Genomic DNA, 518 nt, shown 5'->3' with positions numbered 1-518 from the left:
CAGACAACGCAGCACTTGCAGTTCACGAATGGTGAGATCGACGGTTGCTGGCGCGGTGTGAGTATTTATCACATTTCGATAGTAGTGCAGCAGTTGGCTGGTTACGTTGCGTGGTAGCCAGTTTTGCCCGTTGACAATGCCTTTCAGTCCTTCGCCTACTTGTTCTAAAGAATCTTCGCTGTAAAACAAGCCTTTTAATTGACCGAAGGCGAGCAGTTCATCCGTAGTGAGGCGTTTTGGAACGTTGAACACGACCGTCTCAAAGTTCTTCCAAACCAATGGCAGGTTTTTAATCGATTGAACGAGTGATTTATGTTCACTGAAGTCAATGAGTAGAATTTTATTTCGATGTTCGGGTTTCGCTTCCATTAGGGCATCGGTTGAGATTACAGGAATGCTCATATCGATGTACTTTTCTAATGATGCGACTTTCTGCGCAGCATCGTCTTCCATACTAATCAGAAATAGCTTTCTTGCGTAAGCCGACTTTCTCACGTGTTCAAATCTCCCAAGGTTCA

1 protein-coding gene is annotated in these 518 nt (G+C 44.6%); it reads right to left on the bottom strand.

Annotated elements, in window-relative coordinates; translation table 11 throughout:
• Positions 1-495, bottom strand: a 495-nt coding sequence (locus tag R8N47_RS28405) for a DNA-binding response regulator (RefSeq protein ID WP_318186507.1), incomplete at its 3' end; no start/stop codon positions are given.
• Positions 496-518 lie beyond the last annotated feature (23 nt).

It is taken from the genome of Vibrio sp. 2132-1 (assembly GCF_033344315.1).
The sequence above is the reverse complement of the archived record's forward strand: the minus strand, read 5'-3'. Positions and strand labels throughout refer to the sequence as shown.